A 20,963-nucleotide genomic window follows, 5' to 3' on the forward strand; every position below is an offset into this window, starting at 1 on the left:
TGCGAAAAAAAGGGCAAGACGGTCCTGTGCGATCGTCATCGCACGGGTGACGGGCGGTAGCGTTCTCATTATGGGGCAGTAACGAAACAGGCACGGGAGACGACGGTTGGCGAAGATCATGGCGACGGGTGCGGCACTGGCGCTCGCATGTCTGCCTGCGGTCGGAATCGCCGCCGATCCGGTCGCGGTGCCCGAGCTCGGCCCCAATCTCGAACGCTTCACGTATCCCTGGCCGGTGCAGACGATGACCTTCGACATCGTCGGCCAGCCCGCGACGATGGCCTTCATGGACATCGCCCCGGCACGGCCGAACGGCCGCAGCGTGGTGCTGCTGCACGGCAAGAATTTCTGCGGCGCGACGTGGGAAAGCAGCGCGCGGGCGCTCGCCAATGCCGGCTATCGCGTCCTCGTTCCCGACCAAATCGGCTTCTGCAAATCGGCGAAGCCGCGCGCCGCCCAATATAGTTTCGAGATGCTGGCGTCCTTCACCCGCCGGCTGATGGAGGCGCGCGGCATCGGCCGTGCGGCGATCGTCGGTCATTCCTTCGGCGGCATGCTCGCGATGCGCTTCGTCATCCTGTACCCGGAGGCGGTCGAGCGGCTGGTGCTGGTCAATCCGCTCGGCCTCAAGGACCGGTCGGAGGAGGGGCTGCCGTACGTCGACGTCGACACGCTGTGGGCGGGCGAGCGCAAGGCGAGCTATGCGTCGATCAAGGCCTATCAGCAGCAGAATTACTATCACGGCACCTGGAAGCCGGCCTACGATCGCTGGGTGTGGATGCTGGCGGGCATGTATCAGGGGGCGGGGCGCGACGCGGTGGCGCTCGCCCAGGCCAAGACCAGCGAGATGATCAAGACGCAGCCGGTCGCGCACGAGCTGTACCGTCTGAAGCCGCCGACGACGCTGCTCATCGGCACGCTCGACCGGACCGCCTTCGGCCGGGCGCAGACGCCGCCCAACCTGCGCCAGTTCCTCGAGGCGATCCCGATCGTCGCCAAGAAAGCGGTGACGCAGATGCCCAATGCGACGCTCGTCCCGCTCGACGGGCTCGGCCATTCGCCGCAGGTCGAGGATCCGGCGCGATTCGAGAAGGTGTTGCTGGCGACGCTCGCCGCGCGGCGCTAGGCGGCCCGCTCGGGGGACGGGCGCCCCGTTGACCCGCGGCGCGACTCTGCGTATAGGCCCGCCCCGTCCGTCGGAGCGATCCGTCGGACATGCTTGAACATTGCTGGATGCAAAGTTGTGGGGCCGGGGTGGTGCATGCGCCGCCATCCGTCCCTTTTTGTATTCCGAAGTGCTGTGAAGGCTCCAGCAAAGTAACCCACATACGAGGTGAAGGCTTCATGCCGACGATCAACCAGCTGGTCCGCAAGGGCCGCGACCCGCAGAAGGCCAAGTCGAAGGTCCCTGCGATGGAGCAGAACCCGCAGAAGCGCGGCGTCTGCACCCGCGTCTACACGACGACCCCGAAGAAGCCGAACTCGGCGCTGCGCAAGGTGGCCAAGGTCCGCCTGACCAACAGCCGCGAAGTCATCAGCTACATTCCGGGCGAAGGCCACAACCTTCAGGAGCACTCGGTGGTCCTGATCCGCGGCGGCCGTGTGCGCGATCTTCCCGGCGTCCGCTACCACGTCCTGCGCGGCGTGCTCGATACGCAGGGCGTCAAGGATCGCCGTCAGTCCCGCTCCAAGTACGGCGCCAAGCGTCCGAAGTAAGCCGGATGTCCCCTCTGCGGGATCATCCACCAGGCTGAAGTTAGAAAGGTTTTTGAAATGGCACGTCGTCGTCGTCCCGAAAAGCGGGTCATCCTGCCTGACCCCAAGTTCGGGGATGAGGTTCTCTCGAAGTTCATGAATTCGGTCATGCTCGACGGCAAGAAGTCCGTCGCGGAACTGATCGTCTACGGTGCGCTCGAAACCGTCGAAAGCCGCGCGAAGCGCGAGCCGATCGGCGTGTTCCATGACGCGCTCAACAACATCAAGCCGGGCATCGAGGTGCGTTCGCGCCGCGTCGGCGGCGCGACCTATCAGGTCCCCGTTGAGGTCCGTCCGGAGCGCGCCCAGGCGCTGGCCATCCGCTGGCTGATCGCCGCCGCCCGTGCGCGCAGCGAGAACACCATGTCGGCGCGCCTGTCGGGCGAGCTGATGGATGCCGCCAACAACCGCGGCAACGCGGTGAAGAAGCGCGAAGACACGCACCGTATGGCCGAAGCCAACCGCGCCTTCAGCCACTACCGCTGGTAAGGCTTGGAAGCCTCGACCTTCTAACCTATATCGTGGGGAGCCGGCGGAAGCTGCGCTCCCCACATCTCTAAGGAAACCACGATCATGGCCCGCAGCCATCCGCTCGATCGCTATCGCAACATCGGCATCATGGCGCACATCGACGCCGGCAAGACGACCACGACCGAGCGCATCCTCTATTACACCGGCAAGTCCTACAAGATCGGCGAAGTGCACGAAGGCACCGCGACGATGGACTGGATGGAGCAGGAGCAGGAGCGCGGGATCACGATCACGTCCGCCGCGACCACGTGCTTCTGGTCGGCTGACGAGGGCAAGGGTGCGGAACACCGCATCAACATCATCGACACCCCGGGCCACGTCGACTTCACGATCGAGGTCGAGCGTTCGCTGCGCGTGCTCGACGGTGCGGTCGCCTGCTTCGACGGCGTCGCCGGCGTCGAGCCGCAGTCCGAGACCGTGTGGCGTCAGGCCGACAAGTACGGCGTGCCGCGCATGTGCTTCGTCAACAAGCTCGACCGCACCGGTGCCGATTTCTACTTCTGTGTCGATTCGATCATCGAGCGTCTCGGCGCGCGTCCGGCCGTCCTGTACCTGCCGATCGGCATGGAAGGCGGCTTCAAGGGCCTCGTCGACCTCGTGAACAACCGCGCGATCATCTGGCTCGAAGAGAGCCTCGGCGCGAAGTTCGAATATCAGGACATCCCTGAGGACATGGCGGACAAGGCCGCCAAGTACCGCAGCGAGCTGATCGAGATGGCGGTCGAGCAGGACGATGCGCTGATGGAGGCGTATCTCGAGGGCAACGAGCCGTCGGTCGCCGACCTCAAGATGCTGATCCGCAAGGGCACGCTCGGCATGGCATTCGTGCCGGTCGTCTGCGGCTCGGCGTTCAAGAACAAGGGCGTGCAGCCGCTGCTCGACGCGGTCGTCGACTATCTGCCGTCGCCGCTCGACGTTCCGGCGATCAAGGGCGTGAAGCTCGACGGCGAGACGCCGGACGAGCGTCCGTCGGACGACACCGCGCCGTTCTCGGCGCTGGCGTTCAAGATCATGAACGATCCGTTCGTCGGCACGCTGACCTTCGCGCGCATCTATTCGGGCAAGCTCGAGGCGGCGTCGCAGGTGACCAACTCGGTCAAGGACAAGAAGGAAAAGGTCGGCCGCATGCTGCTCATGCATGCGAACGACCGCGAGGACATCCAGGTGGCCTATGCCGGCGACATCGTCGCGCTGGCGGGTCTCAAGGATACCACGACCGGTGACACGCTCTGCGCGATCAACGCCCCGATCATCCTCGAGCGGATGGAATTCCCCGAGCCCGTGATCGAGCTGTCGGTGGAGCCGAAGACCAAGGCCGACCAGGAGAAGATGGGCGTCGCGCTCAATCGTCTCGCGCGCGAGGACCCGTCGTTCCGTGTCTCGTCGGACGCCGAATCGGGCCAGACGATCATCAAGGGGATGGGCGAGCTCCACCTCGAGATCCTCGTCGACCGCATGAAGCGCGAGTTCAAGGTCGAGGCCAACGTCGGCGCTCCGCAGGTGGCCTATCGCGAATATCTCGCGAAGAAGGTCGACATCGACTACACCCACAAGAAGCAGTCGGGTGGTTCGGGTCAGTTCGGTCGCGTCAAGCTGACGGTCGTCCCCGGCGAGCGTGGCTCGGGCTTCCAGTTCTTCGACGAGGTCAAGGGCGGCAACATCCCGAAGGAGTATATCCCCTCCGTTGAGAAGGGCATGCGCGAGACCGCCGAGACGGGTTCGCTGATCGGCTTCCCGATCATCGACTTCGAGGTCCATCTGTACGACGGCGCCTACCATGACGTCGACTCGTCGGCGCTGGCGTTCGAAATCTGCGCGCGCGGCGCGATGCGCGAAGCGGCCCAGAAGGCCGGCATCAAGCTGCTCGAGCCGATCATGAAGGTCGAGGTCGTCACCCCCGAGGATTATCTCGGCGACGTCATCGGCGACATGAACAGCCGTCGTGGCCAGATTCAGGGCACCGACAGCCGCGGCAACGCGCAGACGGTCGAGGCGATGGTGCCGCTGGCCAACATGTTCGGCTACGTGAACCAGCTCCGCTCGTTCACTCAGGGCCGCGCGCAGTACAGCATGCAGTTCTCGCACTACGACGAGGTCCCGACTAACGTCGCCGACGAGATCAAGGCGAAGATGGCCTAAGGCGCACGGGGCCAGGGTGACCTGGCCCCGGGATGCCGAGAGGCCTGCCACCCGCGCCTGATGCCGGCAATCGCCGGACTTAGGCTGCGGGCAGGGGCTGGCGTTACCAATCATCTACCGCTAAAGGGCCGCGTTCGCGTGGCCCCGGCGGCACCGAATTCGAATCAGAAGGTAGGAAAATGGCTAAGGCAAAATTCGAGCGGAACAAGCCGCATCTCAACATCGGTACCATCGGCCACGTCGACCATGGCAAGACGTCGCTGACCGCCGCGATCACCAAGGTGCTGGCAGAGACGACCGGCGGCACCGCCGTCGACTTCGCGAACATCGACAAGGCGCCGGAAGAGCGCGAGCGCGGCATCACCATCTCGACCGCGCACGTCGAGTATGAGACGCCGAACCGCCACTATGCGCACGTCGATTGCCCGGGCCACGCCGACTATGTGAAGAACATGATCACCGGCGCCGCGCAGATGGACGGCGCGATCCTGGTCGTGTCGGCCACCGACGGCCCGATGCCGCAGACCCGCGAGCACATCCTGCTCGCCCGTCAGGTCGGCGTGCCGGCGATGGTCGTGTTCATGAACAAGGTCGATCTGGTCGACGACGAGGAAATCCTCGAGCTGGTCGAGCTGGAAATCCGCGAGCTGCTCAGCTCGTACGAATTCCCGGGCGACGATATCCCCATCATCAAGGGTTCGGCGACCTGCGCGCTGTCGGGTTCGAACGACACGTTCGGCAAGGACGCCGTGCTCGAGCTGATGAAGCAGGTCGACGAGTACATCCCGCAGCCGGAGCGTCCGCTCGACAAGCCGTTCATGATGCCGATCGAGGACGTGTTCTCGATCTCGGGTCGCGGTACGGTCGTCACGGGCCGCGTCGAGACCGGCATCGTCAAGGTCGGTGAGGAAGTCGAGATCGTCGGTATCCACCCGACCGTCCGCAAGACCACCGTCACCGGTGTCGAGATGTTCCGCAAGCTGCTCGACCAGGGCCAGGCGGGCGACAACGTCGGTGCGCTGATCCGCGGTGTTGCGCGCGACGAAGTCGAGCGTGGCCAGGTGCTCTGCAAGCCCGGCTCGATCAAGCCGCACACCGACTTCCAGTCGGAAGTGTACGTGCTGTCGAAGGAAGAGGGTGGCCGTCACACGCCGTTCTTCGCCAACTATCGTCCGCAGTTCTACTTCCGCACGACGGACGTGACCGGCACCGTCGAGCTGCCCGAGGGCACCGAGATGGTCATGCCCGGCGACAACATTTCGCTCGGCATCAAGCTGATCGCGCCGATCGCTATGGACGTCGGCCAGCGCTTCACCATCCGTGAGGGCGGTCGTACCGTCGGCGCGGGCGTCGTGAGCGAAATCGCCAAGTAAGATCCGGACCGGCGTCACGGCGCCGGCCCGATCGAAAAACAGCGGCCCGGCACTCCCAAAAAGGAGTGTCGGGCTGTTGCTATTTAATGAGGGCTCCTTTAAGGGCGCTCCTCCAAGTTTTACTGAGTTACGGCTCTTTCTCGTCGTCGCGCTGCATCCGTCATAACGGGCAGCCGATCTCATCCCGCCGGTCCAGCACCAGCGGCACGAGTCCTCCGCCAACCGGCGGTGGAGACGGCCGGGGTCGTGCTCCTTCGCATCGGTAGGGATCATGGACAGCAATATCCGCATTCGCCTCAAGGCGTTCGATCATCGTGTGCTCGACCAGGCGACCGGCGACATCGCCGACACCGCGCGCCGCACCGGCGCGCTCATCCGCGGCCCGATTCCGCTGCCGACCCGCATCGAGAAGTTCACCGTCAACCGCGGTCCGCACATCGACAAGAAGTCGCGCGAGCAGTTCGAGGTCCGCACCTACAAGCGCATGCTCGACATCGTACAGCCGACCCCGCAGACCGTGGACGCGCTCATGAAGCTCGACCTCGCCGCAGGCGTTGACGTCGAGATCAAGCTGGCGTAATGGCCCGCATCCCGCGGTCGACGTGAGTCCCGCGGGTTTGCTGTTTTCCGCTTAGGCGAAGCAGCGGTTCGGGACCTTCGCCACGGCGGAGTACCTGACAGACACGAGATACCGCCGGCCGCTTCGGTTGCCGGGCCAGCGTCTCCCGTCATGTTCCCGGCAACGGGGGCGACCAGCCCGGGACGGGGCGACGTACATACAATCGGGCTGGATGGCACCTTTTGCGAGGTGCCGCACGCACGTACGGGAATGGTCCCGGGCGTGCCTCTGTAATGGAGTAATGGATCATGCGCACTGGCGTGATCGCGAAGAAAATGGGTATGACCCGCCTGTTCCAGGATGATGGCCGCCACGTGCCGGTCACCGTCCTGCAGCTCGAAGGCCTCCAGGTCATTGCCCGTCGCGAACAAGATCGTGATGGCTACACTGCCGTTCAGCTCGGTGCTGGCGTCGCAAAAGCCAAGAATGTCGCCAAGCCGCAGCGCGGCCACTTCGGCAAGGCCGAGGTCGAGCCCAAGGCGGTCGTCGCCGAATTCCGCGTCAGCGAGGACAATCTCCTCGACGTCGGTGCGGAAATCTCGGCCGAGCATTTCGTCGCCGGTCAGCTGGTCGATATCCAGGGTCGTACCCAGGGTAAGGGCTTCGCCGGCGGCATGAAGCGCTGGAACTTCAAGGGTCTGCGCGCGACGCACGGCGTTTCGGTCTCGCACCGTTCGCTCGGTTCGACCGGTCAGCGCCAGGATCCGGGCAAGGTCTTCAAGAACAAGAAGATGGCCGGCCACATGGGCGACCGCAACCGCACGCAGCAGAACCTCGAGATCGTCGGTACCGACGCCGAGCGCGGCCTCATCTTCGTCAAGGGCTCGGTGCCCGGTTCGAAGGGCGGCTGGCTGTTCGTGAAGGACGCGGTCAAGGTCAAGGCGCATGCCGAGGCTCCCTATCCCGCCAGCCTGAAGCAGGCTGCCAACAGCAACACCGCAGCCGACACGCCCGCAGAGACGAGCGCGCCGGAAGCTACCGACGGCCAGGAGGGCTGAACGTGAAGGTCAAGGTTCAATCCTTCGCCGGCACCGCTGCGGCGGACGTCGAGCTCAACGACGAGGTCTTCGGCCTCGATCCGCGCGCCGACATCCTGCACCGCGTGGTCACCTGGCAGCTCGAGAAGCGTCGCGAGACGGCTCGTGGCACCCGCGAGCGTGCGGACGTCGCGCGCACCGGCAAGAAGTTCGGTCGCCAGAAGGGCGGCGGTACCGCCCGTCACGGCGATCGCCGCGCTCCCGTCTTCATCGGCGGTGGTAAGGCTCACGGCGCCCGCGTCCGTGACTTCAACCCCGGTCTGAACAAGAAGATTCGCGCCCTCGGTCTGAAGATGGCCCTCTCGAGCCATGCCAAGGCCGGCTCGCTGATCGTCATGGACAGCATCGCGGTCGAGAACAACAAGACCAAGACGCTGGTCGGCGATCTCGCCAAGCTCGGCTTCGGCAAGTCGGCGCTGGTCATCGACGGCGACGCTGTCGAGACGAGCTTCGCGCTCGCCGCGGGCAACCTGCACGGCATCAACGTGCTGCCGTCCGCCGGTGCCAACGTCTATGACATCCTGAAGGCTGACACGCTGGTGCTGACCCGCGCGGCGGTCGAGAAGCTGGAGGCTCGCTTCAATGGCTAAGCAGCAGAAGGCCGTCGACAACCGTCACTATGACGTGATCGTCGCGCCGCACATCACCGAAAAGGCGACCTTGCTCTCCGAGCATAACGCCGTCGTGTTCAAGGTCGCGAACGACGCGACCAAGCCCGAGATCAAGGCTGCCGTCGAGGCTCTCTTCGACGTCACCGTGACCGGCGTGAACACGATCGTCCAGAAGGGCAAGACCAAGAAGTGGAAGGGCGCTCCTTACCAGCGCTCGGACATGAAGAAGGCCATTGTCACCCTGAAGGACGGCCAGTCCATCGACGTGACGACGGGGATCTAAGGGTCATGGCACTCAAGCATTACAACCCGACGAGCCCGGCCCGCCGCGGCCTGATCCTCGTCGACAAATCCGCGCTCTACAAGGGCAAGCCGGTCAAGGCGCTTACCGAAGGCAAGCGCAAGACCGGTGGTCGCAACAACAAGGGTCATGTGACGTCGCGCGGCATCGCCGGCGGTCACAAGCAGAAGTATCGCTACGTCGACTTCAAGCGTCGCAAGTGGGACGTCGAAGGCACGGTCGAGCGACTGGAATATGACCCCAACCGCACCGCGTTCATCGCGCTGGTGAAGTATGCCGACGAAGAGCTGGCCTACATCATCGCGCCGCAGCGGCTGGCGCCGGGCGACAAGGTCCTCGCGGCCAAGAAGACCGACACCAAGCCGGGCAACGCCATGGAGCTGGGCCAGGTGCCCGTCGGCACCATCGTCCACAACGTGGAGATGAAGCCGGGCAAGGGTGGTCAGATCGCCCGTTCGGCCGGCACCTACGTGCAGGTCGTCGGTCGTGACCGCGGCATGGTCATCGTCCGCCTCAACTCGGGCGAGCAGCGCTACATCCGTGGCGAGTGCATGGCGACGGTCGGTGCGGTGTCGAACCCGGACAACCAGAACCAGAACCTCGGCAAGGCCGGGCGTTCGCGCTGGATGGGCAAGCGTCCGCTGACCCGCGGCGTCGCCAAGAACCCGGTCGACCATCCGCACGGCGGTGGCGAAGGCCGGACCTCGGGCGGCCGTCATCCGGTTACGCCTTGGGGCAAGCCGACCAAGGGTGCTCGCACCCGTCACAATAAGTCGACCGACAAGATGATCATCCGGTCGCGTCATTCGACTAAGAGGAAGGGCTAACCATGGCTCGTTCAGTCTGGAAGGGCCCGTTCGTCGAACTGAGCCTTCTGAAGAAGGCGGAAACCGCGCAGGATGCCGGTGGCCGCGCGCCGATCAAGACCTGGTCGCGTCGTTCCACCATCCTGCCGTCGTTCGTCGGCCTCACGTTCAACGTCTACAACGGTCGCAAGTTCGTGCCGGTGTCGGTCAATGAAGACATGGTCGGCATGAAGCTGGGTGAGTTCGCGCCGACGCGCTACTTCCCGGGTCACGCCGCTGACAAGAAGGGCAAGCGCTGATGAGCAAGCCTGTATCCCCCCGCAAGGTCGGCGAGAAGGAAGCGCTTGCCGTCGCGACGCAGATCCGTGGTTCGGCGCAGAAGCTGAACCTCGTTGCGGCGCTGATCCGCAACAAGCCGGTCGGCGATGCGATGAGCATCCTTCAGTTCTCGACCAAGGCGATGGCGATCGACGCGCGCAAGGTGCTGGCCTCGGCCATCGCCAACGCCGAGAACAACCACAACCTCGACGTCGACGCGCTCGTCGTCGCCGAGGCCTCGGTCGGCAAGTCGATCACCATGAAGCGCTTCGCGACCCGCGGCCGTGGCAAGTCCACCCGCATCCTGAAGCCGTTCAGCCGTCTGCGCATCGTCGTGCGCGAGCAGGAAGAAGCATAATGGGTCACAAGAGCAACCCCATCGGCATGCGGCTCCAGATCAACCGGACCTGGGACAGCCGCTGGTTCGCCGAAGGCCATGATTATGGCCAGCTGCTGCTGGAGGATCTGAAGATCCGCGCCTTCATCATGAAGACGCTGCCGCAGGCCGCCATCTCCAAGGTCGTCATCGAGCGTCCGGCCAAGCTGTGCCGCATCTCGATCTTCTCTGCCCGTCCCGGTGTGATCATCGGCAAGAAGGGCTCGGACATCGAGAAGCTGCGCAAGACGATCGGCGCGATGACCAAGTCCGACGTGTCGCTGAACATCGTTGAGATCCGCAAGCCGGAGATCGACGCCAAGCTCGTCGCACAGGGTATCGCCGACCAGCTCGAGCGTCGTATCGCCTTCCGCCGCGCCATGAAGCGTGCGGTGCAGTCGGCGATGCGCCTGGGTGCCGACGGCATCCGCGTCGCTTGCGGCGGCCGTCTCGGCGGCGCCGAGATCGCGCGTTCGGAGAGCTATCGCGAAGGTCGGGTTCCGCTGCACACGCTGCGCGCGAACATCGATTATGCCGAGGCCCAGGCCCACACGTCCTACGGCGTGTGCGGCGTGAAGGTCTGGGTCTTCAAGGGCGAGATCCTCGGCCATGACCCGATGGCGCAGGACCGGCTGATGATGGAGGCTCAGACCTCCGGCGTCCGCCCGGCCCGCGACGACCGTCGTTAAGGACTGACACGACATGTTGCAGCCAAAGCGCACCAAATTCCGCAAGGCCTTCAAGGGCCGCATCCATGGCGACGCCAAGGGTGGCACCAGCCTCAACTTCGGGTCGTACGGCCTGAAGGCGATGGAGCCGGACCGGATCACCGCACGCCAGATCGAGGCGGCCCGCCGCGCGATCACGCGTCACATCAAGCGCCAGGGGCGTTTGTGGATCCGTATCTTCCCGGACGTGCCCGTCTCGTCGAAGCCGGCCGAAGTCCGTATGGGCTCGGGCAAGGGTTCGCCCGAGTTCTGGGCCGCCCGCGTCAAGCCGGGCCGGATCCTGTTCGAGCTCGACGGCGTCGAAGGCAAGATCGCCGCTGAGGCGTTCGAGCGCGCCGCGATGAAGCTCCCGATCAAAGTCAAGGTCGTCGCCCGCCTGGGTGACACCAGCCACCTCGGAGGCGAGTGATAATGGCCAAGTCCGATTTTCTTAGCCAGAGCGACGATCAGCTGTCCGAGAGCCTCGGCCAGCTGAAGCGCGAGCAGTTCAACCTCCGCTTCCAGGCGGCGACGAACCAGCTCGAGAAGCCGAGCCGCGTCAAGGAAGTCCGTCGCGACATCGCGCGGATCAAGACCCTCCAGGCGCAGCGCACCAGCGCCGCGGCTGCCAAGTAAGGAACATCAGATGCCGAAGCGCGTGCTGACCGGACTGATCGTGTCCGACAAGGGCGACAAGACGGTGGTCGTGAACGTGGAGCGCAAGGTCAAGCACCCGCTCTACGGCAAGATCATCCGTCGCTCGAAGAAGTACCACGCCCATGACGAGGCGAACGAGTACAAGCAGGGTGAAACCGTGCGGATCGAAGAGACCGCACCGATCTCCAAGCTGAAGACCTGGAAGGTCGTCGATCGGGTCAACACCCATGCGACGCCCGAGCGGGTCGACGTCGACGCATAACTCACCGCCGGCTTCGGCCGGCGGATGAACAGGGCAGGGCTTGCGTCCTGCCAGCGGAGTGGGTACAGGGCCGCTCCCCCGGTGCAGTCCGCTGCGCCGGGGTCGTTATTTTAGGCGGGGTTGGGTCGGTATCCACCCCATAGACGAGAAGGAAATGGATCGATGATCCAGATGCAATCCAATCTCGACGTCGCTGACAACAGTGGCGCGAAGCGGGTGCAGTGCATCAAGGTGCTGGGCGGCTCGAAGCGTCGTACCGCCACCGTCGGCGACATCATCGTCGTCAGCATCAAGGAAGCACAGCCCCGCGGCAAGGTGAAGAAGGGTGACGTGCATCGCGCCGTCATCGTCCGCACCGCCAAGGACATCCACCGTGCCGATGGCTCGACCATCCGCTTCGACGGCAACGCCGCCGTCCTGGTCAACAAGAACGAGGAGCCGATCGGCACCCGTATCTTCGGCCCGGTCGTGCGCGAGCTGCGTGGCAAGAAGCACATGAAGATCATCTCTCTCGCTCCCGAGGTGCTGTAATGGCCGCCGCGAAGATCAAGAAGGGTGACCAGGTCATCGTCCTGTCCGGCAAGGACAAGGGCAAGACCGGCACCGTGACCCTGGCGATGCCGAAGGACGGCAAGGTCGTCGTCGGCGGCGTCAACGTCGCGACGCGTCACCGCAAGCCGACCCAGGCGAACCCGCAGGGCGGTCTCGAGAAGATCGAGGCGCCGTTGCACATCTCGAAGGTCGCGCACGTGACCGCCGACGGCAAGCCCACCCGCGTCCGCTTCGAGACGCAGGACGGCAAGAAGGTCCGCGTGGCCGTGAAGACGGGGGACAAGATCGATGGCTGATGCAGCCTACAAGCCCCGCATGAAGGGCATCTACGAGGACACGATCGTCAAGGCGATGGTCGAGAAGTTCGGCTATAAGAACGTCAACGAGATCCCCCGGATCGAGAAGATCGTCCTCAACATGGGCGTCGGCGAGGCCACCCAGGACAAGAAGCGCGTCGACCAGGCCGCTTCCGAAATGGAGCTGATCGCCGGCCAGAAGCCCGTGATCACCAAGGCGAAGAAGTCGATCGCGCAGTTCAAGCTGCGTGAGGGCATGCCGATCGGCGTGAAGGTCACCCTTCGCCGCGAGCGCATGTACGAATTCCTCGACCGTTTCATCACGATCGCTCTTCCCCGCGTCCGCGATTTCCGCGGCCTCAACCCGAAGAGCTTCGACGGCCGTGGCAATTACGCCTGCGGCATCAAGGAGCAGATCGTGTTCCCCGAGATCAACTATGACCGCATCGACAAGGTGCGCGGCATGGACGTGATCGTCACCACCACGGCGAAGACCGACGACGAGGCGCGCGAGCTGCTCCGTCTCTTCGGTTTCCCGTTCCCTCAGCCCGAGGCTGAGCAGCAGAAGCAGGCTGCGTGAGCAGCCTCGCTTTCCTGAAGTAAGGAAGAGAGCTTAAGTCCATGGCGAAACTGAGTTCGATCAACAAGAATGAGCGTCGCAAGAAGCTTGTGAAGCAATATGCTCCCAAGCTGGCGAAGCTGAAGGCGATGGCGAATGACCAGAGCCTCGACGAGAGCGAGCGTCTGATCGCTCGCCTCAAGATGGCGGAACTGCCGCGCAACGCGAACCCGACCCGCATCCGCAACCGGTGCGAGATCACGGGCCGCCCGCGCGCTTATTACCGCAAGTTCCGTCTCGCACGCGTGATGCTCCGTGATCTGGCCAATAAGGGCATGATCCCCGGTCTCACCAAGTCGAGCTGGTAAGGATTCATCATGGCAGTGACCGATCCCCTGGGTGATTTGCTCACCCGTATCCGCAACGGCCAGCGCGCGAAGAAGGACTCCGTCCTCTCGCCGGCGTCGAAGCTGCGCATCCGCGTGCTCGACGTGCTGCAGCGCGAAGGCTATATCCGTGGCTATAGCGACGAGCAGATGGGCCCCGCAGCGGGCGTCCGCATCGAGCTGAAGTATTTCGAGGGCCAGCCGGCGATCAAGCATGTCGCCCGCGTCTCGAAGCCCGGCCGCCGCGTCTATTCTGGCTCGCAGGAACTTCCCCGCGTCCGCAACGGCCTCGGCATCACCATCGTTTCGACGCCTCGTGGCGTTCTGTCCGACGCGGAAGCGCGCGAGCAGAATGTCGGCGGCGAAGTGCTCGCGGAGGTCTTCTGATGAGCCGCATTGGTAAGAAGCCGATCGCTTTGCCGGCCGGCGTGACCCCGACGATCAACGACGGCATCATCAGCGTGAAGGGCCCCAAGGGCACCCTCACCATGCCGCTCCGCGACGAGATCAGCTACACGCTCGAGGACGGCGGCATCCAGGTGCAGCCGGCCAACGACACCAAGCGCGCGCGCGCGTTCTGGGGCATGCAGCGGACGATGGTGCAGAACCTGGTCACCGGTGTGACCGACGGCTTCACCAAGAAGCTGCTGATCACCGGCGTCGGCTACCGTGCCGCCGCGCAGGGTCGTAACCTCAAGCTGCAGCTCGGCTACAGCCACGACGTCAACATCGACGTGCCGGAAGGCATCGAGGTCAAGACGCCGGACGCGACGACCGTCGAGATCAGCGGTTCCGACAAGCAGAAGGTCGGCCAGCTGGCCGCCGAGATCCGTCAGTGGCGCAAGCCCGAGCCGTACAAGGGCAAGGGCATCAAGTACGACGGCGAGTTCATCTTCCGCAAGGAAGGGAAGAAGAAGTAATGACCAAGGGTCTCTCTCTTTTCGCGAAGCGCCGTCGGCGCAACCGTACCGCGCTGAAGGCACGTTCGGGCACCCGCCCGCGGCTGTCGATCCATCGCTCGGGCAAGCACATGTATGCCCAGGTGATCGACGACGTCGCCGGCAAGACCGTCGCTTCGGCCTCGACACTGGAGAAGGACGTGCGCGACACGTCCGGCGCCAACATCGCGGCAGCGACCGCCGTCGGCACCCGCGTGGCGGAGGCGGCGAAGGCCGCCGGCGTGACGCAGGTCGTGTTCGATCGTGGCGGCTTCCTGTTCCACGGCCGCGTCAAGGCGCTGGCTGAGGCGGCGCGTGCCGCCGGATTGGAGTTCTAATATGGCTGACGAGAACAACGTGCAGCCCGCAGCGGCTGAAGGCGCTCCCCAGGAGGCCAATTCGGCGCCGCAGGGCGGCCAGCAGGGCGGCTTCGGCGGTCCCGGTGGTGGTCGTGGCGGTCCGCCGCGCGGTGGTCGTGGTGGCGGCGGCGGTGGCCGTGGTCCCGGCGGTCCCGGTGGCAATCGCGGTGGTCGTGACGGCGGTCGCGGTCGCGACAACCGTGGCGGTCGTCCCGGCCAGGATGACGGCGGCGAAGAGCTGATCGAGAAGCTGGTCCATATCAACCGCGTCTCGAAGACGGTGAAGGGCGGCAAGCGCTTCGGTTTCGCCGCACTGGTCGTCGTCGGTGACGGCAAGGGCCGCGTCGGCTTCGGTCACGGCAAGGCGCGCGAAGTGCCGGAAGCCATCTCCAAGGCCACTGCGGCCGCGAAGAAGGCGATGGTTCGCGTTCCGCTGAAGGACGGCCGCACGCTGCATCACGACGGCAACGGTCACTTCGGTGCCGGTCGCGTAACGCTCCGTTCGGCGCCGCAGGGCACCGGCATCATCGCGGGTGGCCCGATGCGCGCCATCTTCGAGAGCCTCGGCGTTGCCGACGTGGTGACCAAGTCGGTCGGCACGTCCAACCCCTACAACATGATCCGCGCCACGTTCGAGGCACTGGGTGAGCAGACTTCGCCGAAGTCGGTCGCGCAGCGTCGTGGCAAGAAGATCGCCGACCTGCTCGGCCGCGGTGGTTCGCAGACCGCCGAGGCGGACGCAGCGGCCGTCGTGGAGTAACTGACATGGCGACGATCAAGATCAAGCAGACCGGTTCGCCGATCCGCCGCACCAAGGATCAGCGCGCGACGCTGATCGGCCTCGGCCTCAACAAGATGCACAAGGTCTCGGAGCTGGAAGACAGCCCCGAGGTCCGCGGGATGATCCGCAAGGTTGCACATATGATCGAGGTACAGGGCTGACATCAACGTGCCGTCACCCCGGCCGAAGAGCCGGGGTCCCGCTTCTTCCCTCGGTGGAGGCAGCGGGACCCCGGACCTGGTCCGGGGTGACGGAAGTGTTGGCGTTCCCGACCTAGTGACAAATACGGGGAAGGGGGCTAAGCGGCCCCCTTCCTTTTTCCATCAGCGCGACAAAAGCGAAAGCGAGTGCATATCATGAAGCTCAACGAACTCCGCGACAACCAGGGTGCCCGCAAGTCCAAGATCCGCGTCGGACGCGGCATCGGCTCGGGCAAGGGCAAGACCGGCGGCCGCGGCCAGAAGGGTCAGAAGAGCCGCGAGGGCGTCAGCATCGCCGGCTTCGAGGGCGGCCAGATGCCGCTCCACATGCGTCTGCCCAAGCGCGGCTTCAACAACATCTTCGCCAAGGATTATGCCGAGGTGAACACCGGCGCGATCCAGAAGGCGATCGACGCGGGCAAGCTGTCGACCGACGGCACGATCGACCAGGCGGCGCTGAAGGCGGCCGGCCTCGTCCGTGGCGGCAAGGACGGCGTCCGTCTGCTCGCCAAGGGTGAGCTGACCACCAAGCTCGCCTTCCACGTCGCCGGTGCTTCGGCGGGTGCGCGCGCGCAGGTCGAGAAGACCGGCGGTTCGCTCGACATCCCGACGATCGTCCCCGCCGCCGAGAAGGCCGCCGCCAAGAAGGGCGTGCAGTACAAGGCGCGTCAGGAAAAGAAGGCGTCGTTCAAGGCGTAATCTTTCGTGTCCCCGCCGCGCGCGGGGACACAAAGCGCCGGACCGATTAGACAAGGCGCACCCAGCGCCTATATGAGCGGCGGGGCGGTTCAAACGCATCCCGCCGTTTTTGTTTCCAGGATACACGCATGGCATCCGCAGCCGATCAGATGGCGCAAAGCATCAGCCTCGCGAAGTTCGCGCAGGCGACCGACCTCAAGAAGCGGTTGTGGTTCACGATCGGCGCGCTGATCGTCTTCCGGCTGCTGAGCTACGTGCCGCTGCCGGGCATCGACCCGACCGCTTTGGGCCTGCTCAGCCAGCGCACCACGGGCGGTGTGCTCGACTTCTTCAACACCTTCTCGGGCGGCTCGCTCAGCCGCATGTCGCTGATCGCGCTCGGCGTGATGCCCTATATCACCGCCTCGATCGTCGTGCAGCTGTCGACCTCGCTGTCGCCGCAGCTCGCCGCGATCAAGAAAGAAGGCGAATCGGGCCGCAAGAAGCTCAACCAATATACCCGCTACGGCACCGTCGCGCTGACCGCGATCCAGGGCTATTTCATCGCCGTTGGGCTCGAGGCACTGAGCGCGAGCAACGGCCTCGCTGCGGTGATCGAGCCGGGCATGACCTTCCGCGTCGCCGCGGTGGTCTCGCTGATCGGCGGCACGATGTTCCTGATGTGGCTCGGTGAGCAGATCACCAGCCGCGGCATCGGCAACGGCGTCAGCCTCATCATCATGGCCGGCATCGTCGCGCATCTGCCGACCACGCTCGTCAACCTGCTCGAGGGTGGCCGGTCGGGTTCGATCGACGCGGTGCGGCTGATCGGCATCATCATCGCGGTCGTCGCGCTGATCCTGTTCATCTGCTTCATGGAGCGCGCGCAGCGCCGCATCCTGATCCAATATCCCAAGCGCCAGACGCAGCGCGGCATGCAGGCCGATCGCAGCCATCTGCCGCTCAAGATCAATACCGCGGGCGTGATCCCGCCGATCTTCGCCTCGTCGCTGCTGCTGATGCCGCTGACGATCAGCCAGTTCGCGGGCCAGCGCGTCGCCGGCCAGTCGAAATGGGGCGATTTCATCATCACCCTCAACCAGTATCTGGCGCACGGCCAGCCGGTGTACATGGCGCTCTACGCCGCCGGCATCATCTTCTTCTCGTTCTTCTACACCGCCGTCGTCTTCAATCCCGAAGAGACCGCGGACAACCTCAAGCGCTATGGCGGGTTCATCCCCGGCATCCGCCCGGGCAAGAACACCGAAAATTACTTCGATTACGTGCTGACCCGCATCACCGTAATCGGCGCGGCCTATCTGACGATCATCTGCCTGTTGCCCGAATATCTGGTGTCGGCGCTGTCGATCCCTTTCTATCTCGGCGGCACCAGCCTGCTGATCGTCGTCAACGTGACGATGGACACGGTGACGCAGATCCAGAGCCATCTGCTCGCGCATCAATATGGCGATCTCATCAAGAAGGCGAAGCTGAAGGGCGGGCGTCTCCGCTAACGTCGGCAAGTCCACGAGCCAAACAGGGAGAGCTCGCGTGAACATCATCCTTCTCGGACCGCCAGGAGCGGGCAAGGGCACCCAGGCGCAGCGGCTGATGGCCACGCGCGGGATGCAGCAACTGTCGACCGGCGACATGCTGCGCGCCGCGGTCAAGGCGGGCACGCCCGTCGGCCAGCAGGCGAAGGCGGTGATGGAGGCGGGCGAGCTCGTCTCGGACGCGATCGTCTCGGCGCTGATCGGCGAGCGGCTCGACCAGGGCGTCGGGGGCGGGGCGATCTTCGACGGCTATCCGCGCACCGCCGCGCAGGCCGTCGCGCTCGACGAATTGCTCGAGGCGCGCGGCCTGACGCTCGACCATGTCATCGAGCTGGAGGTCGACGAGGCCGCGCTGATCGAGCGCGTCGAGGGCCGCTACACTTGCGCCAATTGCGGCGAGGGCTATCACGACCGCTTCAAGCGCCCGAAGGTCGAGGGCGTCTGCGACGTCTGCGGCTCGACCGCGTTCAAGCGCCGCCCCGACGACAATGCCGAGACGGTGCAGACGCGCATGGCCGAATATCGCGCCAAGACCGCGCCGATCCTGCCGATCTATCAGGCGCGCGGCCTGGTCGAGCGCGTCAACGGCATGGCCGACATCGATCACGTCTCGCAGGCGATCGCGGCGATCCTCGACGGGTAAGGGGGGGGCGATGGCCTCGCCTTTCCCTTCTGCCCCTCTCTGTCATCCCCGCGAAGGCGGGGATCCATAACCTTCGACGTCCGCGATTCATCGTGAGGTCCGCGCGTATGGATCCCCGCCTGCGCGGGGATGACGAATGTAGCGTGGCGCCGACATTTCTCGATTCCGACATAACCCGTTACAATCATGACGTTTTTGTCATCTGACGGTCACCGCATCGCTACCACCGCTCCGCTAGACCGTAACCCACGGTCGCAGCGTCGATCGGCAGGTTTGTCGAGATCGGTACCCGTCACTCCCGGGGGTGCCGTAGGGGCCGGCGGAAGGGATGCTTTCCGCCGGCCTTTCCTGTAGTGAGGAAGCGTGAGCAAGACACCGTGAGCCGAAAGATCCTGATCGTCGAGGATGACAGCTCGACCGCCGCCTATCTCGCCAAGGGCCTGTCCGAGGGCGGCTATTCCGTCGAATCGGCGCGCGACGGCCGCGACGGCCTGTTCCTCGCCAGCGAGGGCATCTTCGACCTTATCATCGCCGATCGCATGCTGCCCGGCCTCGACGGCCTTTCGATGGTCAGCGCGATCCGCGCGGCGGGCATCGCGACGCCGGTGCTCGTCCTCTCCGCGCTCGCCGCGGTCGACGATCGCGTCGACGGGCTCAAGGCCGGCGCCGACGATTATCTCTGCAAGCCCTTCTCCTTCGCCGAACTGTCCGCGCGGATTGAGGCGTTGGTCCGCCGCAGCGACCGCGTCGCCACCGAGCCGACCAAGACCAAGCTCGCGGTCGGCGATCTCGAGATCGACCTGCTTGCCCGGCATGTCACCCGCGCCGGCCGCAACATCCCGCTCGGCGCGCGCGAATTCAACCTGCTTGAATTCCTCGCCCGCCATGCCGGACAGGTCGTCACGCGGACGATGATGCTCGAGAAGATCTGGAACTATCACTTCGATCCGGGCTCGAACGTCGTCGACGTCCATATCGGCCGTCTGCGTCGCAAGCTCGAGGACGGCTTCGCCTCGCCGATCCTTCACACGGTGCGGGGCGCCGGCTACCGGCTTGCCGCCGATCCCGTCTGATCCGGATTCGCATTTGATGGTCGGTCGGTTAGGACGGGCCATGCGCCTGTCCGTCACCGCCCGCATCGCCCTGTTGTCGATCGCGCTCGCGCTGATCTCCAACCTCGTGCTCGTCGGCTTCGTCTGGAAGCAGACCGACGCCGCGGTGGTCGGCACCGTCCGGCGCGAGACGATCGAACAGTCGGACGCGATGCGCGCTATCTACCGCGCCGACGGGCTCGCCGCGGTAATCGAGGCGATCGAACACGCCCGCGTCGCCGGCGACACCGCCCTGCTGCTCGCGGTGCTCGACCGCAACGGCAATCGCGTTGCCGGCTACGCCCCCGCGCATGTCGGCATCCCGCTCGTCCCCAGCCAGTTCCGCATCGCCGACTTCGACACCAGCGAGGCGACCAACGACATCGGCTATACGCTGCGCCCGATCGGCGATCACTGGCTGCTGACCGGGCGCCGCCTCGATCTGGTCGAGGCGGAGCGCAATGCGATCGAGGGCGCGCTCGCGGTCGCGGTGCTGCTCTCGCTGATCCTTGGCGTCGGTGCCGGACTGGTGCTCGCGCGCTACGTCGGTCTGCGCCTCAACCGCATCGCGGCGGTGATCGAGGCGGCGGGGGAGGGTGATCTTTCGCGCCGCGTGCCGGTCGCACCGGCGCGGCGCGACGCGTTCGACCGACTCGGCCATCAGCTCAATCTGATGCTCGGCAAGCTCGAACGGCTGATGGTCGAATTGCGCGTCGTCACCGACAGTATGGCGCATGACCTGCGCTCGCCGCTCACCCGGCTGCGCACCAAGACCGAGCAGGCGGTGCTGATCGCCGACCCCGCGGCGCGCGAGGCGGCACTTGGCGGGCTGCTGGTCGAGACCGACCTCGTCATGCGCATGCTGACGATGGTGATCGAGATCAGCCGCTCCGAATCGGTGTCGCGCGACCGGTTCATCCTCGTCGAACCCGCCGAACTGGTCGAGGAGATCGCCGAACTCTACGAGCCGGTGGCGGAAGAGGCGGGGCTCGACTTCACCGTCGCGATCGACGCCTCCGCGCCGGCGATGCCACTGCACCGCGAATTGCTCAGCCAGGCGATCACCAATCTCATCGACAATGCGCTCAAACATGCCGCGAGCGGGGGCGTGCTGACGCTGCTCCTCGTCTGCCACGCGCAGGAGATCGCGATCCAAGTCGAGGATCGCGGCACCGGCATCGCCGAAGCCGACCGCGCACAGGCGCTCAAGCGCTTCGGCCGGCTCGACGCGGCACGCACGACTCCGGGCGCGGGCCTCGGCATGGCGCTGATCGAGGCGGTCGCGCGACTCCACAACGGCCGGTTCGAACTGGCGGACAACGTGCCGGGTCTCATCGCGCGTATCGTGCTGCCGGTCCATTGATGCGGCATCCGCGCGTCTCGCACGGCCTGGACTGACGGCCGGGCTGAGCGAGCCTCTGCCGCGCTGTCCTAC

Annotated in this window: 30 protein-coding genes; all 30 read left to right on the forward strand. The window is 65.3% G+C overall.

All coding sequences use genetic code 11. From position 1 onward, the window contains the following. The first annotated feature begins 106 nt into the window (after nt 1-106). The 30 genes from AC07UH_RS03745 to AC07UH_RS03890 all read left to right on the forward strand — a co-directional run bounded on the left by AC07UH_RS03745 (nt 107) and on the right by AC07UH_RS03890 (nt 20,891). Nucleotides 107-1,126, forward strand: a complete 1,020-nt coding sequence (locus AC07UH_RS03745) for an alpha/beta fold hydrolase (RefSeq protein ID WP_495179298.1) — start codon at nt 107-109, stop codon at nt 1,124-1,126. Nucleotides 1,127-1,344: 218 nt separating this feature from the next. Beyond that, nucleotides 1,345-1,716 (forward strand): 30S ribosomal protein S12, encoded by a 372-nt coding sequence (gene rpsL / locus AC07UH_RS03750; protein WP_010185487.1) that lies wholly within the window; start codon nt 1,345-1,347, stop codon nt 1,714-1,716. Nucleotides 1,717-1,773: 57 nt separating this feature from the next. Further along, on the forward strand, nt 1,774-2,244 hold the full coding sequence (gene rpsG / locus AC07UH_RS03755; RefSeq protein ID WP_037534182.1) for a 30S ribosomal protein S7: 471 nt from the start codon (nt 1,774-1,776) through the stop codon (nt 2,242-2,244). An 84-nt stretch (nt 2,245-2,328) separates the two neighbouring features. After that, on the forward strand, nt 2,329-4,425 hold the full coding sequence (fusA, locus tag AC07UH_RS03760; RefSeq protein ID WP_495179297.1) for an elongation factor G: 2,097 nt from the start codon (nt 2,329-2,331) through the stop codon (nt 4,423-4,425). A 179-nt stretch (nt 4,426-4,604) separates the two neighbouring features. Then, nucleotides 4,605-5,798, forward strand: a complete 1,194-nt coding sequence (gene tuf, locus AC07UH_RS03765) for an elongation factor Tu (protein WP_038663408.1) — start codon at nt 4,605-4,607, stop codon at nt 5,796-5,798. Between the two features lie 271 nt (nt 5,799-6,069). Continuing rightward, on the forward strand, nt 6,070-6,378 hold the full coding sequence (rpsJ, locus tag AC07UH_RS03770) for a 30S ribosomal protein S10 (RefSeq protein WP_007406109.1): 309 nt from the start codon (nt 6,070-6,072) through the stop codon (nt 6,376-6,378). Between the two features lie 287 nt (nt 6,379-6,665). After that, nucleotides 6,666-7,415 (forward strand): 50S ribosomal protein L3, encoded by a 750-nt coding sequence (gene rplC, locus AC07UH_RS03775; protein WP_038663403.1) that lies wholly within the window; start codon nt 6,666-6,668, stop codon nt 7,413-7,415. Nucleotides 7,416-7,417: 2 nt separating this feature from the next. Continuing rightward, the gene (gene rplD, locus AC07UH_RS03780) at nt 7,418-8,044 is read left to right on the forward strand and encodes a 50S ribosomal protein L4 (protein ID WP_038663400.1); all 627 of its coding nucleotides are present in this window, start codon (nt 7,418-7,420) and stop codon (nt 8,042-8,044) included. Further along, a complete protein-coding gene (locus tag AC07UH_RS03785) occupies nt 8,037-8,348 on the forward strand; it encodes a 50S ribosomal protein L23 (protein ID WP_038663397.1) in 312 nt (103 codons plus the stop codon). The genes rplD and AC07UH_RS03785 overlap by 8 nt, the downstream gene beginning before the upstream one ends. A gap of 5 nt (nt 8,349-8,353) precedes the next feature. Continuing rightward, nucleotides 8,354-9,193, forward strand: coding sequence for a 50S ribosomal protein L2 (gene rplB, locus AC07UH_RS03790; protein ID WP_037534170.1), 840 nt, complete (start codon nt 8,354-8,356; stop codon nt 9,191-9,193). Between the two features lie 2 nt (nt 9,194-9,195). Continuing rightward, on the forward strand, nt 9,196-9,471 hold the full coding sequence (gene rpsS / locus AC07UH_RS03795) for a 30S ribosomal protein S19 (protein WP_017979490.1): 276 nt from the start codon (nt 9,196-9,198) through the stop codon (nt 9,469-9,471). Further along, on the forward strand, nt 9,471-9,848 hold the full coding sequence (rplV, locus tag AC07UH_RS03800; protein ID WP_038663392.1) for a 50S ribosomal protein L22: 378 nt from the start codon (nt 9,471-9,473) through the stop codon (nt 9,846-9,848). Before rpsS ends, rplV begins: the two co-directional genes overlap by 1 nt. After that, nucleotides 9,848-10,555, forward strand: coding sequence for a 30S ribosomal protein S3 (rpsC, locus tag AC07UH_RS03805; RefSeq protein ID WP_495179296.1), 708 nt, complete (start codon nt 9,848-9,850; stop codon nt 10,553-10,555). The genes rplV and rpsC overlap by 1 nt, the downstream gene beginning before the upstream one ends. A gap of 13 nt (nt 10,556-10,568) precedes the next feature. Then, a complete protein-coding gene (gene rplP / locus AC07UH_RS03810; RefSeq protein ID WP_037534163.1) occupies nt 10,569-11,003 on the forward strand; it encodes a 50S ribosomal protein L16 in 435 nt (144 codons plus the stop codon). A 2-nt stretch (nt 11,004-11,005) separates the two neighbouring features. Then, on the forward strand, nt 11,006-11,209 hold the full coding sequence (gene rpmC, locus AC07UH_RS03815) for a 50S ribosomal protein L29 (RefSeq protein ID WP_038663387.1): 204 nt from the start codon (nt 11,006-11,008) through the stop codon (nt 11,207-11,209). A 10-nt stretch (nt 11,210-11,219) separates the two neighbouring features. Then, a complete protein-coding gene (gene rpsQ, locus AC07UH_RS03820; protein WP_037534161.1) occupies nt 11,220-11,492 on the forward strand; it encodes a 30S ribosomal protein S17 in 273 nt (90 codons plus the stop codon). Nucleotides 11,493-11,654: 162 nt separating this feature from the next. Then, on the forward strand, nt 11,655-12,023 hold the full coding sequence (gene rplN / locus AC07UH_RS03825; RefSeq protein WP_037534160.1) for a 50S ribosomal protein L14: 369 nt from the start codon (nt 11,655-11,657) through the stop codon (nt 12,021-12,023). After that, a complete protein-coding gene (rplX, locus tag AC07UH_RS03830) occupies nt 12,023-12,340 on the forward strand; it encodes a 50S ribosomal protein L24 (protein WP_038663384.1) in 318 nt (105 codons plus the stop codon). The genes rplN and rplX overlap by 1 nt, the downstream gene beginning before the upstream one ends. Continuing rightward, nucleotides 12,333-12,920: a 50S ribosomal protein L5 gene (rplE, locus tag AC07UH_RS03835; RefSeq protein WP_038663381.1), complete on the forward strand. Its 588-nt coding sequence runs from the start codon at nt 12,333-12,335 to the stop codon at nt 12,918-12,920. The genes rplX and rplE overlap by 8 nt, the downstream gene beginning before the upstream one ends. Nucleotides 12,921-12,961: 41 nt before the next feature. After that, the gene (gene rpsN / locus AC07UH_RS03840) at nt 12,962-13,267 is read left to right on the forward strand and encodes a 30S ribosomal protein S14 (protein WP_038663377.1); all 306 of its coding nucleotides are present in this window, start codon (nt 12,962-12,964) and stop codon (nt 13,265-13,267) included. A gap of 9 nt (nt 13,268-13,276) precedes the next feature. After that, the gene (gene rpsH / locus AC07UH_RS03845; RefSeq protein ID WP_037534152.1) at nt 13,277-13,672 is read left to right on the forward strand and encodes a 30S ribosomal protein S8; all 396 of its coding nucleotides are present in this window, start codon (nt 13,277-13,279) and stop codon (nt 13,670-13,672) included. Beyond that, nucleotides 13,672-14,205 carry a 50S ribosomal protein L6 gene (gene rplF / locus AC07UH_RS03850; RefSeq protein ID WP_038663374.1) on the forward strand — a complete coding sequence of 178 codons (534 nt, stop codon included), beginning with the start codon at nt 13,672-13,674 and terminating at the stop codon, nt 14,203-14,205. Before rpsH ends, rplF begins: the two co-directional genes overlap by 1 nt. Beyond that, the gene (gene rplR, locus AC07UH_RS03855; RefSeq protein ID WP_038663371.1) at nt 14,205-14,561 is read left to right on the forward strand and encodes a 50S ribosomal protein L18; all 357 of its coding nucleotides are present in this window, start codon (nt 14,205-14,207) and stop codon (nt 14,559-14,561) included. The genes rplF and rplR overlap by 1 nt, the downstream gene beginning before the upstream one ends. A gap of 1 nt (nt 14,562) precedes the next feature. Continuing rightward, on the forward strand, nt 14,563-15,342 hold the full coding sequence (rpsE, locus tag AC07UH_RS03860; protein ID WP_038663369.1) for a 30S ribosomal protein S5: 780 nt from the start codon (nt 14,563-14,565) through the stop codon (nt 15,340-15,342). Between the two features lie 5 nt (nt 15,343-15,347). Next, complete coding sequence (gene rpmD, locus AC07UH_RS03865; RefSeq protein ID WP_038663366.1) at nt 15,348-15,524, forward strand: 50S ribosomal protein L30; 177 nt, start codon at nt 15,348-15,350, stop codon at nt 15,522-15,524. A gap of 195 nt (nt 15,525-15,719) precedes the next feature. Continuing rightward, nucleotides 15,720-16,262 (forward strand): 50S ribosomal protein L15, encoded by a 543-nt coding sequence (rplO, locus tag AC07UH_RS03870; RefSeq protein ID WP_038663364.1) that lies wholly within the window; start codon nt 15,720-15,722, stop codon nt 16,260-16,262. 128 nt (nt 16,263-16,390) lie between these two features. Continuing rightward, nucleotides 16,391-17,755: a preprotein translocase subunit SecY gene (gene secY, locus AC07UH_RS03875; RefSeq protein WP_038663362.1), complete on the forward strand. Its 1,365-nt coding sequence runs from the start codon at nt 16,391-16,393 to the stop codon at nt 17,753-17,755. Between the two features lie 37 nt (nt 17,756-17,792). Continuing rightward, nucleotides 17,793-18,437 (forward strand): adenylate kinase, encoded by a 645-nt coding sequence (locus AC07UH_RS03880; RefSeq protein WP_038663359.1) that lies wholly within the window; start codon nt 17,793-17,795, stop codon nt 18,435-18,437. Between the two features lie 377 nt (nt 18,438-18,814). Further along, nucleotides 18,815-19,510: a winged helix-turn-helix domain-containing protein gene (locus AC07UH_RS03885; protein WP_038663357.1), complete on the forward strand. Its 696-nt coding sequence runs from the start codon at nt 18,815-18,817 to the stop codon at nt 19,508-19,510. A 40-nt stretch (nt 19,511-19,550) separates the two neighbouring features. Next, nucleotides 19,551-20,891, forward strand: coding sequence for a sensor histidine kinase (locus tag AC07UH_RS03890; RefSeq protein ID WP_495179295.1), 1,341 nt, complete (start codon nt 19,551-19,553; stop codon nt 20,889-20,891). Nucleotides 20,892-20,963 lie beyond the last annotated feature (72 nt).

Source organism: Sphingomonas sp. GW821-FHT04B01 (assembly GCF_059420425.1).

Coding starts and splice junctions, on each gene's coding strand:
- tuf (WP_038663408.1), top strand. CDS start 4,605: ATGGCTAAGGCAAAATTCGAGCGGAACAAGCCGCATCTCAACATCGGT.
- rpmD (WP_038663366.1), top strand. CDS start 15,348: ATGGCGACGATCAAGATCAAGCAGACCGGTTCGCCGATCCGCCGCACC.
- rpsH (WP_037534152.1), top strand. CDS start 13,277: ATGGCAGTGACCGATCCCCTGGGTGATTTGCTCACCCGTATCCGCAAC.
- rplC (WP_038663403.1), top strand. CDS start 6,666: ATGCGCACTGGCGTGATCGCGAAGAAAATGGGTATGACCCGCCTGTTC.
- rpsL (WP_010185487.1), top strand. CDS start 1,345: ATGCCGACGATCAACCAGCTGGTCCGCAAGGGCCGCGACCCGCAGAAG.
- rpsC (WP_495179296.1), top strand. CDS start 9,848: ATGGGTCACAAGAGCAACCCCATCGGCATGCGGCTCCAGATCAACCGG.
- rplF (WP_038663374.1), top strand. CDS start 13,672: ATGAGCCGCATTGGTAAGAAGCCGATCGCTTTGCCGGCCGGCGTGACC.
- rplR (WP_038663371.1), top strand. CDS start 14,205: ATGACCAAGGGTCTCTCTCTTTTCGCGAAGCGCCGTCGGCGCAACCGT.
- rpmC (WP_038663387.1), top strand. CDS start 11,006: ATGGCCAAGTCCGATTTTCTTAGCCAGAGCGACGATCAGCTGTCCGAG.
- AC07UH_RS03890 (WP_495179295.1), top strand. CDS start 19,551: ATGCGCCTGTCCGTCACCGCCCGCATCGCCCTGTTGTCGATCGCGCTC.
- rplN (WP_037534160.1), top strand. CDS start 11,655: ATGATCCAGATGCAATCCAATCTCGACGTCGCTGACAACAGTGGCGCG.
- rplE (WP_038663381.1), top strand. CDS start 12,333: ATGGCTGATGCAGCCTACAAGCCCCGCATGAAGGGCATCTACGAGGAC.
- rpsJ (WP_007406109.1), top strand. CDS start 6,070: ATGGACAGCAATATCCGCATTCGCCTCAAGGCGTTCGATCATCGTGTG.
- fusA (WP_495179297.1), top strand. CDS start 2,329: ATGGCCCGCAGCCATCCGCTCGATCGCTATCGCAACATCGGCATCATG.
- secY (WP_038663362.1), top strand. CDS start 16,391: ATGGCATCCGCAGCCGATCAGATGGCGCAAAGCATCAGCCTCGCGAAG.
- rpsS (WP_017979490.1), top strand. CDS start 9,196: ATGGCTCGTTCAGTCTGGAAGGGCCCGTTCGTCGAACTGAGCCTTCTG.
- rplB (WP_037534170.1), top strand. CDS start 8,354: ATGGCACTCAAGCATTACAACCCGACGAGCCCGGCCCGCCGCGGCCTG.
- rplP (WP_037534163.1), top strand. CDS start 10,569: ATGTTGCAGCCAAAGCGCACCAAATTCCGCAAGGCCTTCAAGGGCCGC.
- rpsE (WP_038663369.1), top strand. CDS start 14,563: ATGGCTGACGAGAACAACGTGCAGCCCGCAGCGGCTGAAGGCGCTCCC.
- rplX (WP_038663384.1), top strand. CDS start 12,023: ATGGCCGCCGCGAAGATCAAGAAGGGTGACCAGGTCATCGTCCTGTCC.
- rpsG (WP_037534182.1), top strand. CDS start 1,774: ATGGCACGTCGTCGTCGTCCCGAAAAGCGGGTCATCCTGCCTGACCCC.
- rpsN (WP_038663377.1), top strand. CDS start 12,962: ATGGCGAAACTGAGTTCGATCAACAAGAATGAGCGTCGCAAGAAGCTT.
- rplV (WP_038663392.1), top strand. CDS start 9,471: ATGAGCAAGCCTGTATCCCCCCGCAAGGTCGGCGAGAAGGAAGCGCTT.
- rplO (WP_038663364.1), top strand. CDS start 15,720: ATGAAGCTCAACGAACTCCGCGACAACCAGGGTGCCCGCAAGTCCAAG.
- rpsQ (WP_037534161.1), top strand. CDS start 11,220: ATGCCGAAGCGCGTGCTGACCGGACTGATCGTGTCCGACAAGGGCGAC.
- AC07UH_RS03785 (WP_038663397.1), top strand. CDS start 8,037: ATGGCTAAGCAGCAGAAGGCCGTCGACAACCGTCACTATGACGTGATC.